10 protein-coding genes are annotated in these 13549 nt (G+C 70.3%); 3 read left to right on the top strand and 7 right to left on the bottom strand.

From position 1 onward, the window contains the following. Nucleotides 1-4: 4 nt before the first annotated feature. Nucleotides 5-1216: a serine/threonine-protein kinase gene (locus ACFVQ0_RS15090; RefSeq protein WP_390088083.1), complete on the top strand. Its 1212-nt coding sequence runs from the start codon at nucleotides 5-7 to the stop codon at nucleotides 1214-1216. A 90-nt stretch (nucleotides 1217-1306) separates the two neighbouring features. On the opposite strand, the gene ACFVQ0_RS15085 is transcribed toward ACFVQ0_RS15090, so the two are convergent. The 4 genes from ACFVQ0_RS15085 to ACFVQ0_RS15070 form a co-directional block, all read right to left on the bottom strand. Further along, nucleotides 1307-1687 (bottom strand): DUF4259 domain-containing protein, encoded by a 381-nt coding sequence (locus ACFVQ0_RS15085; RefSeq protein ID WP_390088081.1) that lies wholly within the window; start codon nucleotides 1685-1687, stop codon nucleotides 1307-1309. 122 nt (nucleotides 1688-1809) lie between these two features. Further along, nucleotides 1810-2376, bottom strand: coding sequence for an antibiotic biosynthesis monooxygenase (locus ACFVQ0_RS15080; RefSeq protein WP_390088080.1), 567 nt, complete (start codon nucleotides 2374-2376; stop codon nucleotides 1810-1812). Nucleotides 2377-2469: 93 nt separating this feature from the next. Then, nucleotides 2470-3228 (bottom strand): SDR family NAD(P)-dependent oxidoreductase, encoded by a 759-nt coding sequence (locus ACFVQ0_RS15075; protein ID WP_390088077.1) that lies wholly within the window; start codon nucleotides 3226-3228, stop codon nucleotides 2470-2472. Nucleotides 3229-3337: 109 nt separating this feature from the next. Beyond that, nucleotides 3338-3937 carry a TetR/AcrR family transcriptional regulator gene (locus ACFVQ0_RS15070; RefSeq protein WP_390088075.1) on the bottom strand — a complete coding sequence of 200 codons (600 nt, stop codon included), beginning with the start codon at nucleotides 3935-3937 and terminating at the stop codon, nucleotides 3338-3340. 151 nt (nucleotides 3938-4088) lie between these two features. Here ACFVQ0_RS15070 and ACFVQ0_RS15065 point away from each other — a divergent pair, with 151 nt between their 5' ends. Continuing rightward, nucleotides 4089-5195, top strand: a complete 1107-nt coding sequence (locus ACFVQ0_RS15065) for a hypothetical protein (protein ID WP_390088073.1) — start codon at nucleotides 4089-4091, stop codon at nucleotides 5193-5195. 461 nt (nucleotides 5196-5656) lie between these two features. Here the strand turns inward: ACFVQ0_RS15065 and ACFVQ0_RS15060 are convergent, their stop codons facing one another. Continuing rightward, nucleotides 5657-8938: a tetratricopeptide repeat protein gene (locus ACFVQ0_RS15060; protein ID WP_390088071.1), complete on the bottom strand. Its 3282-nt coding sequence runs from the start codon at nucleotides 8936-8938 to the stop codon at nucleotides 5657-5659. Nucleotides 8939-9117: 179 nt separating this feature from the next. On the opposite strand from ACFVQ0_RS15060, the gene ACFVQ0_RS15055 reads away from it, so the two are divergent. Next, complete coding sequence (locus tag ACFVQ0_RS15055) at nucleotides 9118-11235, top strand: tetratricopeptide repeat protein (protein ID WP_390088070.1); 2118 nt, start codon at nucleotides 9118-9120, stop codon at nucleotides 11233-11235. Nucleotides 11236-11307: 72 nt separating this feature from the next. Here ACFVQ0_RS15055 and ACFVQ0_RS15050 read toward each other — a convergent pair whose 3' ends face one another. Together ACFVQ0_RS15050 and ACFVQ0_RS15045 are read right to left on the bottom strand one after the other, a co-directional pair. After that, a complete protein-coding gene (locus tag ACFVQ0_RS15050) occupies nucleotides 11308-11838 on the bottom strand; it encodes a hypothetical protein (RefSeq protein WP_390088068.1) in 531 nt (176 codons plus the stop codon). Next, nucleotides 11835-12998: a hypothetical protein gene (locus ACFVQ0_RS15045; protein WP_390088843.1), complete on the bottom strand. Its 1164-nt coding sequence runs from the start codon at nucleotides 12996-12998 to the stop codon at nucleotides 11835-11837. The genes ACFVQ0_RS15050 and ACFVQ0_RS15045 overlap by 4 nt, the downstream gene beginning before the upstream one ends. Nucleotides 12999-13549: the final 551 nt, after the last annotated feature.

Raw genomic sequence — 13549 nt, 5'->3', positions numbered from 1 at the left:
GCGTATGAGGTACGGGGAAGACGGCGCGGGCCTGCCGGAACACATCGGCGGGTACGCCGTGGAGCGGGAGCTGGGCGCCGGCGGGATGGGCACCGTCTATCTGGCCCGCTCGCGGGGCGGCCGCGCGGTCGCGGTGAAGGTGGCGCGCCCGGAGCTGGCGTCCGACCCGCACTTCCGGGAGCGGTTCCGCGCCGAGGTCGCGGCGGCGCGCAGCGTGGGCGGCTTCCACACGGCCCCCGTGGTGGACGCGGACCCGGCGGCGGAAGCGCCCTGGCTGGCCACCGCCTACGTACCGGGTCCGACGCTCGCCGGACTGCTCGACGCCGAGGGGCCGATGGGCGAGGCGCGGCTGCGGCAGCTGGGCGCGGCGCTCGCCGAGGCGCTGGAGGCGATCCACCGCTGCGGTCTGGTGCACCGCGACCTGAAGCCCGGAAACATCATCATGGCGTCGGACGGCCCGAGGGTCCTGGACTTCGGCATCGCGAGGGCCCTGGAGTCACCCCGCCTGACGGCCACCGGAATGGCCTTCGGCACCCCGGGGTTCCTGGCGCCGGAACAGGCGCAGGGCCAGGAAGTGGGCCCCGCCGCCGATGTGTTCGCCCTGGGCGCCGTGCTCGTGGCGGCGGCGGGCGGCAGCGCGTTCGGGGCGGGTACGCCGATGGGCATGATGTACCGCTCGGTGCACGAGGCCCCCGACCTGACCGCCGTACCGGACGGCCTGCGCCCGGTCGTGGCGTCGTGCCTGGCGAAGAGCCCGGACCAACGGCCGACGCTGGGGCACCTGCTGGACCTGATCGCACCGGCCACCGCGCGGTATTCCCCCACGGTGGCCATTCCCCCTCAGCCGCCCCATGCGCCGCACATCCCCGCCCCGATGCAGCAGCAGCCCCCGGCGGGCTACGGAAACGGCTACGGGTACGGGGGTGGGGGCGGAGCGCCGCCGCCCGGCGACCTCAGCTTCCTGGCGGTCGCGCCGGACAGCGCGCTCATGATCGACGAAGTGGGCGTGACGATCGACTTCCGGTTCAGGTCGCTGCAGTTCGGCTGGGACGAGATCAGAACGGTCCAGTACGCGCCCGAGGGCCCCAAGCACCTCCGTGTCGTCGTCCACCTCCACGACGGCACGGCCCACCCGTGTCTGCTGGCGGCCCGCAGACGGAGCCGCCTCAGGCAGTGGCTCCAGGACCTGCCGATGATCCTGGCGTGCTTCACCTAGGGTCTTCCGTTTGGATCCGAACGGAAGACCTCGGACTGACGGCCCGTCCGCCGTAACAGCCGCCGCTACCCGGCCGTTACGCCGCCGCCGTTACCCCGCAGCCGCTGTTGCCGCCGACGCCTCGGCCAGCCGCTCGAACGTCTCGTTGAGTACCGCCCTGCGCGCGTCCTTGTACGCGGGCTTCGGCTCCAGCCCGTCGATCGTCCGCTCCCACACCGCGAGGAACGTCTCCCGCCAGGTCCGGATCACCTCGGGCGGCGGGAGGGTCACGCCGACCCAGCCCTGGCGGTGCAGGACGAGCAGCAGTTCAAGGTTGCAGGGGACGGCCACTCCCCAGTACTCGTCCGGTTCCAGCTCCACCGGATCGCCGCCCATCGCCTCCGTCACCTCGGCGACCAGCCGTTCGGCCAGCTCCGCGAGATGGTCCGCCGCCGTGTCGCTGTCGAAGTTGCCCGCGCCCCACGTACCCACTGTTCCGCCTCCGTGTTGTACGTCGTCGTTGTACGCCGTCGATTCCTTCCGCCATCACAGCAGGGGGCACTGACAGCGGGCGCCGCCCGTGGAGCCGGGCAACTCCCTTCGGGTCTGTGGACTCAGGGGCGGTCGTCCTCGAACGCGTGGTGGAGCGTGTACCTCCGGTGGCCGACGCCACCGGAGGCGGCGGCGTCGGTCCATTCCGCGACGACCACGGCCCGTTCGCCGTCCGGTGTCAGGTGGACGTGCGCGGCGAGCAGCCCCGGCACCGGGGCGACGGCGGCTTCCAGGCCGCCGTCGCCCACCGCCACCGTGCTGACGACGTAGACGCCGACCGGCCGATCCGCGTCGTGAACGACGCTGCGGGTGAGCCGGGTGCGGGTCAGTCCGGGGCGTTCGATGCCGGGCACGAGCGTGTCGATGCGGCTGACGGCCCCGGCACGGTGGGCGCGGGCCCAGGCGAGGTGGTCCTCATCGCTGGCCCACTGTGCGTAGAAGAGGAGACCGGTGCCGTCGGTGGAGAGGAAGACATGCTGCGCCAGGCGCCCGGCAGGCGTCTCGGCTGCCGCCCACTCGTCCTTCAACGTGTCGGCGGCCAGGCGGGAGCGTTCGGCGGTCCCGGTGAGCCACTCGCTCATCAGGGCTGTTCCGGCGGCAGGGTGGACGAGATCCAGGAAGCGCGTCATGGACGTCGACTCTCAGTCATCAAGTGCGCTTGAGGTCAAGGCGTGCGCCGGGACGAGCCGTGTGGCCGGGGACGTCCGCCGGGAGGAGCCCCGTCAGGCCGACGCCCCGCTGTCGACGACCAGGTCGGTGCCGACCACCGCACCGGCCATCGGCGAGGCGAGGTAGAGCACGGCGGCCGCCACTTCCCCGGCCTCCGCGACCCGGCCGAGCGGGTTCTGCGACTTGACCCGCTCGGCCCGGTCCGAGTCGGTCTCGCCCGGCAGCAGCGACATGGGGGCGGCGGAAGCACCCGGGCTGACCGCGTTGATGCGGATGCCCTGGTGGATGTGGTCGAGAGCGGCGGCGCGGGTCAGCGCGGAGACCGCTGCCTTCGACGTGATGTACGCGGCGAGGTTCGGGATGCGCAGGTGCGCGCCGAGGTTGGAGGCGATGTTGACGATGACCCCGCCACCGTTCTCCTTCATGTGGGCGATCTCGTGCTTCATGGCCAGCCAGACGCCGGTGACGTTGGTCCGCAGTACCGCGTCCCAGTCCTCCTCGCTCACGTCTCCGACAGGAACGGCGCCCCGGAGTATTCCGGCGTTGTTGACCGCGATGTCGAGCCCGCCGAAGCGGGTGACGCTCTCGCGTACGAGGTCCCGGAGCCGGTCCGGGTCGGTGACGTCGACCGTGACGGCAGCAGCCGTGCCGCCGGCCGCCCCGATGAGGCCGACCGTCTCGTCCAGGGAGGCGGCGGTGCGCCCCGCGGCGACGACGGACGCGCCCTCGGCGGCGAAGGCGAGCGCGATCGCGCGCCCGAGACCCGATCCCGCACCGGTGACGAGCGCGGTCCTGCCAGTGAAGCGATTCATTGTTCGGCAACTCCTATGGACGGTGGATTCTTGACCGTTCGTTCCACTATTCAGACGCGCGAGAGGGCTCTCTCGGGCCGCGGTGCGCGAGCCGATCCGGTCGCGCGGCTCAGGCGTTGGTGCCTCGGTCCAGCAGGGTCAGGGCCTGCTCCGCCGCGTCCCGCACCCGGGCGGGATCGCCGGACGTCTTGCCGACGACCCGTACGCCCTGCATGAGGACGAGCAGCATGCGGGCCAGCGCACGCGGATCACGGTCCTCCGGCAGCTCGCCCTGGGCCCGCGCCCGTGCGAGCGACGACTGCAGCAAGGTCTCGAAGTGTTCCCAGCTGACCTCGACCCGGCGGGCGGCCGCGGGGTCGTGCGGGGCCAGTTCGGCGGCCGTGTTGGTGATGAGGCAGCCGTTCGACCGGTCCGGGGCGGAGGTGGCCTCCGCGGCGAAGCGGCGTACCACCGCGCGCACGGCGGGCAGCGCGGGCCCCGGCGCGGACAACTCGGCGAGGAGGAGCGGGTCGCGCTCCTCCGCGTACCGGTCCAGGGCTTTCAGGTACAGCTCGTGCTTGTTGCCGAAGGTGGCGTAGATGCTGGCGCGACCGATGCCGAGATGCTCGACGAGGTCGGCGATCGACGTCGCTTCGTAGCCGCGCCGCCAGAACAGCTCAAGGGCCGACTGCAACGCGGCGTCCGGATCGAATTCCTTGGTCCTGGCCACGTCGGAGACCGTAGACGAATGCAGAACGATCGGTCAACAATCGATCTGGGGTCGACGGCGGAAAGCCGGTTGGCCAACGGGTGCCGAGCCGGAATGATCCGAGAGTGCGGGGCCGGGGCCGGGGCCGGGACGAGGCGGAGGTGCGGGCGGGATGGCGGACGTGTTCGCGTGTGCGCGGTGCGGTGACGTGCTGACGGCCCCGGTGACGCGGGTCGCGCTCCCGTCCCGCGCCCACCACCGGTACGGACACGAGATGCTCCCCGCACTGATGGAACCGGGGACGTACGCCGTCGATCCCGAGCCCTCCGGTCCGCCGTGGCGGCCGTGGAGCCAGGTCGGGCCGGAGGAGGCGGAAGCCCGAGGCATCTACGCACCGGTCCACGCGCTGTCCCTCGGCGCACCGGGAGCGGTGGTCGTCGCCCCCGGCGACACACGGGGCACGGTCCTGATTCCGGAGCGCTGCGACGGCTACTGCCTGGGTCTGGACGGGCGCGACGGCCCGAACCTGGCGTGTGGCCGATGCGGTCAGCCGGTGGCGACCCGCATCGACGACTGTTCCCTGTGGCAGGCGGTATGGCTCGCACCGGACGCCGTACACCGCGTTCCCGCCGCAGACCCCACGGGCGGGAGGCCCGATCGGGAGGCGCCGGCGCAGGAGTGGGAATCCACGCCGCCGGTCGAGCCGTCCGGCCAGTGGAGCCCCCGGTGGACGGCGGCGGCCGGCGCGACACTGGCACACCTGCTGGCTGCCTCGGCGGGCGCTCCGCCAACGGTCCCTGACGGCATCGTCGCCCAGACGTTCGGCCGCGCACTCGAAGTACTGCTCCCGCCGCGGCCGTCGGGGTCATTGGCACCGTTGGCACCGTTGGGCCGATCGCGTCCGTCGGCGAAGAGAGTGGCCCTTGCCGGACCGGCGGGTCTGCCGGCCTCGGACCCCGCTCCCGACATCGCCCTGGTCCCACGCCATCCCCGTACCGGCGAACCGTGGCAGCCGCCGGGCGCCGCGGAGGCGGTACCGCTGGACGCCGATGTGTGGCGATGGATGGCCTTCCCCCACGACCCGCTACCGGTCCCCGCGACAGGCGGAATGCCCGACGGCATCCTCCGCGACGACCCCCTGCCGCCGTACCCCCACGTGCTGTTCCAGCCCGACCGGGAGGTATTCCTCCACACGCTGGCACGTCTGCCCGCGGTCCGTCAGCCGTGGCTGCGGTCGGTCTACGACCGCGTGAGGCAGGACCCGTACGACCTCTTCTAGGGAGCTACCACGCCGGGTTGGCGGGGAACATAGCGACGACGTGTCACGGCAGCGACCGCGAACACCGCATGGTGCCGGCGTCGATCTCCTGGATCTGAAGGACGACGCCGTCCGGGCCGGTGATGTGAACGCTGCGCCCGGAGTCCTCCTCGACGAGCTCGCACGCGTGTCCGGCCGGCTGGGGCGGAGGCAGTATGCTGCCACTGCCGCTGATCAATCCATGGGCTCCGGGTGTGACGCCCGGAGCCCAGGTCCTGCCCGGATGGGGCCGACTGCCTCAGATCATTATGCAGCCGTTCTGCAGGGCTATCGCCCCTGTTGCCAAGGCGGCCAGACAAACGAGGGTAGTGACCGCCAGAACATTGCGCACGTACGTAGATCCTTCCTGGTTGAGTGATCAGGAAGGCTAGCAGTGTCGAACTGGTTTGCCTATTTTGGCATATGCATTTTCGAGGCTTGCCCTACTCGTCGTGCGTCACGGGTCGGGCGCGTGGTCCCGAGTCGTTTATATGTTCGATGTAATTCAGGCGGCGGGAAATTCTACGCGCATCAACGCTGTCTTGGTGGCGGACCAATTCGAATGCGCGACGCAATGTCATGCGCGCATCATCCGTATCTCCCGCGGCGAGTCGGACCTCCGCCAGCAGAGTCCGTGCGGCAGCTTCCTCGTCGACGTCCTGGGTGCGGGATGCGATGGCCACCGCTGTTCGCAGACGGGCCGTCGCGGCATCCGGGCGGCCCCCTGCCAGGTCCGCGCGCCCGAGGCCGCGTAGGGCCTGGACCTCGTGGTGTGCCGTTCCGATGTCCTGTGCGATCTTCAGTGCTTTGTGGAAATGGCGGACGGATCCCTCGACGTTCCCCAGCCGCCATTGGGCTTCGCCGATCCCGACCAGGGTCTCGGCCTGGCTTTTGCGGTCGGCGAGAGACCGGAATTCCAGAAGCGCTTCACTGAACAGTGAGAGGGCTGCTGCGGACTCACCCGACTCCGTCAGAGATTCGGCGAGATTCCTGCGCACGGTCGCACGGTCATATCGGTTTCCTTCGGTCTCCAAGAATGAGAGGGATTCCTCGAAAGAGTGACGGGCCGACAGTGACTCACCGGCCTGCATCTGTAATTCGCCTATATTGTTGAGTGTCTGGGCGGACGCGGTTCTGTCGCCCGCGTCTCGAAATCCGGCCAGAGCGCCGCGGAAGTGTTCGAGTGCCCCATTCCGCTGTCCGAGGAACAGCATGGAAACCGCCACGTTGTTGCGGCTCCGTGCGATGTCCCAGATATCGCCCGAGAGCGATTTGATGGCGAGGGATTTCTGGAGCAGAACGAGAGCCTTGCGGTTCTCGCCGAGATGCCAGTTCAGCGTGCCGAGTACGCGTAACGCCTCGGCCTCGGCAGGTCCGTCACCCAGCGCCCGCGCGAGCTCCAGCGCCCGTTCCCCCGACTCCGCGGCCTCGGCGTAGCCCCCGATGCTCGCGTCCGCCGCGCAGAGGTCGATCAGTGCGTGGCAGAGCGCCGGCTCGTTGTCGTTCGTCCGGTCCCAGTGGGCGACGGCATGCCGCAGCAGCTTCCTGGCATCCTGCCAATAGCACGCCGACTGGAGGAAACCGGCCAGAAAAGACGCGAGTTGGGCCGCCTGCTCCGGCGCTCCGTCGCGACGGACGAGATCTTCGACCGCTAGGAGGTTGTCGCATTCCGCGGCAAGCCAGGACCGTGCGGCGGCGGGGTCCGGCAGAGAAGGCGGAGTGGCCGGAAGGCCCGGCGCCGGTGCGTCCAGACGTACGCGCCGGGGATACGCCCTCCGGTCCGCGAGGTCGGCCGCCGCGATGTAGAAGTCCGTCAGTCGGACGACGGCTTGTCTGCGCTCCCGTTCCCTGTCCTGTGCGTGGGACAGGCCGTACGCATATTCACGCAGCAGATCGTGGTAGCGGTAGCGGTCCGGTACGGGCTCGCTGAGCAGGTGACACGCCAGCAGGCCTTCGAGCAGCCGCTCCGTCACGTCGCGAGGCAGACCCAGGAGGGCCGCTGCCGTCTCGGCGGTGAAGTCGGGGCCGGGATGGAGCCCGAGGCGGCGGAACGCGGACCGTTGCTGCGCGGTGAGAGTCCGGTAGGAGAGAGCGAACGCCCGCGTCATCTCCTGTTCCTGATCCGCTGTGCGAATCTCGGCGAGTCGCCCAGGACTTCGGGCGAGCCGCTCGGCGAGGACGCCCAGCGTCCAGGACGAACGTGTCCGGAACCGGTGTGCCACCAGTTCGATCGCGAGGGGGAGATACCCGCACAACTTCACTATCCGCGCGGTGTCCACGACGTCACGGGTACGCTCCTCTCCCGCGAAACTGCGGAAGAGAGCGATGGCGTCCTCCTTCGGCAGGACGTCGATCGGGACCGACAGCGCCTGCGGGATACCGGTGAGATGCCGGCGGCTGGCGATGATCGTCAGGGACTGTGACCCGCTCGGCAGCAGCGGGCCGAGTTGTTCGGGCCCGGTCGCGTCGTCCAGGATGACGACCACTCGACGCTCGGCCAGCATCGATCTCCACAGGGCCGTACGCCCCTCCAATTCCGCCGGAATGGAGAAGGCGGGCGCTCCGAGCAGTCTCAGCAGAGTCGCCAGCGCCGCCCTCGCGGTCAGGGGTTCCTGGGTGGGTGAGTGGCCGCACAGATCGATGTACAGCTGGCCATCCGGGTACTTCTCGGCGAGCAGATGACAGGCAGTGACGACCAGGGCGGTCTTGCCGGCCCCTGCCATGCCGCTGACCGCTTTCACGGTGACGACCGATTTGCCGTCCTTGCCCTTGTCGGCGAGCACCGAGGTCAGGGCCTGCAACTCCGACCGGCGCCCCACGAGCGATGGCTGCTGGGGAAGATTCCGGGGCGGCGGTGCCTTGGGCGGTGGACCAGCGGGCGAGGGCGCCCCGGGCGCGGGCGTCGGAGGAACACGAAGCTCACCAGGGATGGCCGCGAGTGGAGCGGGCGTTCGCTCTCCACCACCCCCGTGCGCCAGCTCACGCGCCGGTACGCGAGCCAGCACACCCCGGTGGATCGTGTTCAGCTCGACGCCGGGGAGAGCCCCGTACTCCGCCATCAGCGACTGCCGGGCCCTCTGGTGGACCCGTAGCGCGTCCGCGTACCGTCCGCTGCCGTAGTACGCGAGCATCAACTGTCCGAGCAGGGTCTCGTCGCCTGGATGCTGCTCGACCATCGCGGACAGCTCGCCGACCTGTTCGGCGAAGCGCCCCAGCCGCAGCCCGGCCGCGATGCGTGACGTGCTGGCGCTGAGCCGCGTCTCCGCGAGCGTCCTCCGTACGGTCGTGGCCCAGAATCCTGGCAGGCCTGCCAGCGCCTCGCCCTGCCACAACTGTTCAGCGTGGGACAGCAGTTCCACCGCGCGGGTGTCACTTTCGCTGGTGAAGGCAGTGTCGACGAAGTGCTGGAAGCGCTGCCGGTCAACGGAGTCGCGCGCGGTCCTCAGGGTGTACGTGTGTGCTCTGCTGACGATGGTGGGAGCGTCGGGCCCCGTACCGGCCGCCCGCAGTCGACGGCGGATGCGGGAGACATAGGTGTGCGCGTTCTCACGGGCATGTGCGGGCGGATCGCCGTCCCAGAGTCGTTCCATCAGCTCACTGATCGCGACAGGGCGGCCCACATCAAGAGCGAGCGCGGCCAGCAGCACCCGCTCCTTGTCCGATCCGAGCGCCAGCCAATGCCCGTTCAGCCGAAGCCCGACCGGTCCGAGAATCTGAAACTCCACCAGCGCCTCCGCTGGTCCGTCGGATGGCCCACGAGCATGGCACCACGCAGCGAATCCCGCCATCACCGGTGCCGTAGTTGGCGCGATCCGCTCCCATTCCCGATGGTCATTCCGAGCCGCTCCGGGGTAGAACCCGAAAGGGTCCGTGTCATTGGAAAATCGATCTGCGGGGCGGATGGATGAGTGATTCGAGTACGGGCTCGCAAGGGCCTCACGGGAATGAGATCAGTGGCGAGGCGAGACTGTACGGTCCCACCGTCCAGGCCCGTGAGGTACGCGGCGGTATTCATGTCCACACCTCGCACCCCGCGCCCGCGCGACCTGCGCCACCCCGTCAACTTCTTCCCGTTCCTACCCACTTCACCAATCGCTTGGAGGACATCGCATCACTGAACGCTCTTCGTGACGCGGGACTGCCGCTGATCGTCGTCAGCGGACCGGCCGGAGTCGGCAAAACTGCCTTGCTGTCCAAATGGCTGCGTTCGCTGAGCACCGAATTCCCCGACGGCCAGCTGTACGCGGACCTGCGTGGACATTCGGCGGGCGGGCCGGTGGGCCCTGCGGAGATCCTCGGCCAGTTCCTTCGGGCCTTGGGCGCCGGGCCGCCTGCGGGAGACGCGGTCGAACTGGCCGCCTTGTGGAGGTCGTTCACCGCGGACCGGAAGATCGCGGTCATGCTGGACAACTCGTTCACAGCTGCCCAGGTCCGGCCACTGCTGCTCGGCGGGCCGGGCGGCCTCGTGGCCGTCACCAGCCGGCGCAGGCTGACCGGTCTGCGTATGGAGGGAGCGGGTTTTCACCAGCTCGACGCGCTCGGTACGGACGCCGGCGTCGAGCTGCTCACCCGTGGCATCGGGGCTGACCGCGTGGCGGGCGAGTTCGCGGCGGTCCGGCGTCTGGTGACCCTCTGCGGCGGTCTGCCGCTCGCGGTCTGCCTGGCATCTGCCCGGCTCGCGACGCGGCCGAGACAGTCGGTCGGCGCTCTTGCCGAAGCCCTGGACCGGAATGGACACGGTGGCAGTCTTGCCGCGCTCGAAGTGGAGGGGGAGACCTCGGTGCACAAGGCCCTGGACGAGTCGTACGCGGTGCTGAGCGAGGGGGCCGCACGCCTGTACCGGACGCTCGGCCTGCTCCCCGTGCGTACCTTCGACGTGATGATCGCCGCGGCGTCCTGCGGTGAGTCGCCGGAGTGGTCGGAGCGTCGTCTGGACGAGCTGGTCGAGGCGAATCTCGTGGAGGACGTCGGCCCGGAAAGCTGCCGCTTCCACGATCTCGTACGGATTCATGCGCACGACCGGGCGCGGGTGGACGACACGAGCGCTGCCCAGGAAGAGGTGTTGCGGCGATTCTGCGACTGGTGCCTGAGCGCCGCGACGGCCGCTCAGGAGCTGCTGACTCCGTTGCAGCTGACGCTCCCCCGGACCTACGTCCACCAGCCGGATCTGCCGTTGCCGTTCGTCGGCGATGTCGCTGCGCTCGGCTGGCTCGACTCCCATCGGACGCACCTGTTGGCGGGCGTGAAGCTCGCCGCTGACAGCGGCTGGAACGATACGAGTTGGATGCTCGTCGATGCCATGTGGCCCCTCTTCCTGCGATTACGCCATTACTCCGAGTGGACCGAGGCGCACGAGATCGGACTGGAGGCAGCCCGACGGGCCGGGAACAGGTCGGCCGAGCGCCAGATGCTCAACTCGGGGGCCATCGGACTGGGTGCCGCCGGCCGTACCGAGGAGGCGGCCGACTGGTACCTCGAATCTCTCGCGGCCGCGCGCGAAGCAGGTGACGTACGGGACGAGGGCCAGGCACTGCTCGGCCTCGGCGCGTGCCATCGTGAGGCCGGGCGGCCCGCGGACGCCGTGACATACCTGAACGGGGCGATCTCCGTGTGGGAGGGCTGCGGCTATCCGCGAGGTGCGGCTCTCGCCCGTACCACTCTCGGGGAGGTGGCACTCGCGGCCGGTGCCACGGACGAGGCGGTCGACTGCTTCAGCCGGGCCCATGCCGCGATGGTGGCGGTGAACGACCCGCACGACGCCGCGCGGGCCCTCGCTTTCCTGGGGCGCGCCGGTGTCCGGGCCGGGGGGTACGCCGAGGGCATGGCGAGGCTGAACGAGGCGTTGGCGGTCTTCACCGCTTCCGGCGCCGCCTTCTGGCAGGCGCGCACCCTGGAGATGCTGGGGGAGAGCGCCGCGGAGCACGGTGACGCGACGGCAGCGGAGGACTTTCTCGGGCGGGCCCTGACTCTGTTCGAGACCACGAGCCCCGCCGACGCGCGTCGGCTCGGTGGGACCGGGTGATCAGGCAAGGCGGGGCCGGGACCGGACCATGGTCTATGGCCCGGCCCCGGTGGGTGGTCGGGGCTGTCCCGGTCAGCGGGAAGGGGCCTCGTAGGCGTGAGGCCATTCCCGCAGCGAGTGCCCTGCCACCAGCCAGGCGTGCAGGCACGACGGCAGCAGCGACTGCTCTAGGGAGGCGCGGTACGGCGGGCAGGGGCCGCACCGGACGAGGACCACGGACCGGTCGGAGCCGCCTGCCACGGCCCAGCCACTCGCGCCGCCGACACCACTGCGGGCGTCGGCCAGGGGGAGGGCGGCTATGCCGCAAGCCGGGTGGGCCGAGGTGAGCTCAGCCAGTCGGCACAGTGCGTCGAGGACCGAGCGTGTCCGGCTTCCCTGAAGTACATCCGCGCAGTCCAGCAGGGAGCCGTCCCGGCAGGCGTCCACGTCCACGACGAGGTGCTCGTCAATGAACGAAGGGAATTCGCCGAAGCCCGATGGGACGGGACCGGGCGTGGGGACGCGGTCCGCGGACCGCGGCGGGGCGCCGGCCGACGCGTCGGTGCAACGGGCGCGCAGCACATCTGGAAGGGGCCCCGACTCGACCACGACGAAGTGCCTCACGCCGACACCTCCCCGTGTCCCGGGGCCCAGGCGTTCAGCGGCAGCGGCTCCGGCAGCGGGACGGTCACCGGCTCGTGCGCGGGCTGCCCCATTCCGAGGAGCCCGTACATCAGCTTGCGCATGTTCCGGTTGAACCGGCCGGGCTCCGACGTGATGCGGGATCCGATCGCGGCATACTCCTCAGGCCGGTACTCCTGCGCCGCGTAGTCGAGTTGGTCCACCAACGGGTGGGTGGGAGACAGCGTCGGGGCGTGCGCGGCGAGGGCCGCGGCCGGCGACGACGGATTGATCTCCCGCTCCGACGAGGTGGCCAACAGCATCGGCGCCCCGGTGAGCGTCCCGTAGAGAGTGACCGAGCCGTAATCCCCGATGATCCAGTCCGCTGCGATCAGGACACTGCGCCAGTCCGCCTCGGGCGGCATGATCCCGATGCCCAGTTGACCGCACCGCGCGAGCCACGACCTGACCTGATAGGCGCCGTGCCCGGCCCACACATTGGGGTGGACGAGCAGAGCGGTGCGGTAGCGCGACGCCGGTAGCTCACCGATCAGCCGCGGCAGCAGCGCGTCGAACCGGCCGAAGGACGAGTCGGCTCCCCAGGTCGACACCGCGACGACGAGCTTCTGCCCGTCGTCGAGCCCGAGCGCGCGGCGGTACGCGGCACGCAGCGGCAGGCTGGCGGTGATCCGGTCGTGTACGGGATCACCGGTGACGTGGGCGAGCGGGAGCGCCTCCGGGCAGTCGCGAGCGAGCTCGCGCAGCTCGGCGTGGTGCGGCACGACCACGGCGGCCGGCAGCCGGCCACCTGGCAGGAGATCCTGCCTGCGCAGCCCCGCCACCCCCGCGTTCGCTCCCTCGGTCACCCGCTTCAGGTAGTTGGCTCCGTGCGGCAGTGTGATCAGCGGCGCGTCTATGTACTGCACGCCGCGCGGCCCCGCGGCGAGGGCGAGATCGAACGTCATGCGGGTTGCCTGGGCCCACGGCAGCACCACGCTTCCCAGCCTCGCGAGGAAGGCGGGCACGTCGTCACCGAAGGCGTGCGGCGGCGCAGTGAAGACGACCTGCAGCCGGAAATCGGCCTCCAGCAGAGAAAGGATATCCAGCAGCCGTTTCCCGTAGGTGACGGTGTGGATCACCGCGAGTACCTTCTTGCGCCCCACCAGAGTCAGCCACTGCCGTGTCTCGGCCACGCTCCCTTCTGCCGTGCCCGCCTCTGACCTGCTTGTCCCGAACCGGCTCGTTCCGGTCGTACCCTGTCCGTCTAAATGCGACTCCGCCACAACTTCCCCCTGTTGACGTCTCTTCGATGCCGAGAACTGCTTCTGTCGATGAGATGCCCGAGAAGCGGGACGGAAGGCTGGACGGACCCTTGCGAGAACCTTGCAACGCTGTTCGGGCGTCCGGGCGCAGCGGATTTTCTGGCAGCGGGGTGCGCTGAGGGTGCCGCGTGACGGACGCTGTGTGACGGAGCCGGTCCAATGCGGGTCCGACCGGCGGCCCGACTCAGCGCCCCCGTGCCGACGGCGGCAGTAGGCGACCGCCACCACCCCGAGCAGTGGGCCACGGGACGGCAGCGGCAGGGGGAGGCGGCTATCAGCCAGTAGCAAACGCCTTCGGCGCCAGCACCTCCGTGTTCTCGGTGACGTTCCAGGTGAACGGCGCCGAGGGACGTGGCGACGGTGACGCGTGCAGTGCCCGGCCGGGTCCTACG

Origin of the sequence: Streptomyces sp. NPDC057900, from assembly GCF_042887885.1 — a bacterium.
GTDB lineage: Bacteria > Actinomycetota > Actinomycetes > Streptomycetales > Streptomycetaceae > Streptomyces.
This window is presented reverse-complemented; position numbering and strand designations above follow the sequence as displayed.

Coding starts and splice junctions, on each gene's coding strand:
- ACFVQ0_RS15080 (WP_390088080.1), bottom strand. CDS start 2,376: ATGACGCGCTTCCTGGATCTCGTCCACCCTGCCGCCGGAACAGCCCTG.
- ACFVQ0_RS15055 (WP_390088070.1), top strand. CDS start 9,118: ATGAGTGATTCGAGTACGGGCTCGCAAGGGCCTCACGGGAATGAGATC.
- ACFVQ0_RS15075 (WP_390088077.1), bottom strand. CDS start 3,228: ATGAATCGCTTCACTGGCAGGACCGCGCTCGTCACCGGTGCGGGATCG.
- ACFVQ0_RS15090 (WP_390088083.1), top strand. CDS start 5: ATGAGGTACGGGGAAGACGGCGCGGGCCTGCCGGAACACATCGGCGGG.
- ACFVQ0_RS15065 (WP_390088073.1), top strand. CDS start 4,089: ATGGCGGACGTGTTCGCGTGTGCGCGGTGCGGTGACGTGCTGACGGCC.